At 73.3% G+C, this 484-nt stretch carries 2 protein-coding genes; both read right to left on the bottom strand.

The genetic code is table 11. From position 1 onward, the window contains the following. Positions 1-249 (bottom strand): hypothetical protein (locus ACO48X_RS10350; RefSeq protein WP_485002011.1); only part of this gene is annotated, 249 nt, incomplete at its 3' end. Further along, positions 246-484, bottom strand: a 239-nt coding sequence (locus ACO48X_RS10345; RefSeq protein WP_485002010.1) for a hypothetical protein, incomplete at its 5' end; no start/stop codon positions are given. The genes ACO48X_RS10350 and ACO48X_RS10345, both read right to left, overlap by 4 nt.

The raw sequence follows: 484 nt of genomic DNA, 5'->3' as shown, positions 1-484 counted from the left end.
GACGGCGACGGTGAGCACTTCGGCCTCGGGCCCGAGGCCGGCCCCTCCGGCCGCAACGATCTCGGGAACGGCCGCGATCCCGCCCTCGCGGACGATCGCAATGTAGACGCTGCGGCGGCTTGCGAGCTCCTGGACCCACTGCTCGAAGGGCCAGGCGTCGCGTCCGAAGGCCCGCGCGTCGAAATCCGCCAGAGCCCGCGCCCAGCCGGGCGCGGGCGAGGCGAAGGAAAGGCCGGGAGGCAGGCTCATGCGCCGTGGACGTCAGGGCGGCGAAGGTACTGCGGCTCGGTGTCGAGGCGGACGGCCTCGCCTGCCTCCTTGCGCGCGAGGAGCGCAAGGGCGCGCCGAGCCAGGTACTCGGGGCGGCATTCCAAGGCCATGGCGCCCTCGAGCTCGGGGCAAAGGTTTGGATTGGGTGTGACGATCGCCGTCTCGGGCCGGGCGGGCAGGTCCGCGCGGGCTGCGATTTCGGGGCCCGAGACGA

It is taken from the genome of Peptidiphaga sp. (assembly GCF_057238965.1).
This window is presented reverse-complemented; position numbering and strand designations above follow the sequence as displayed.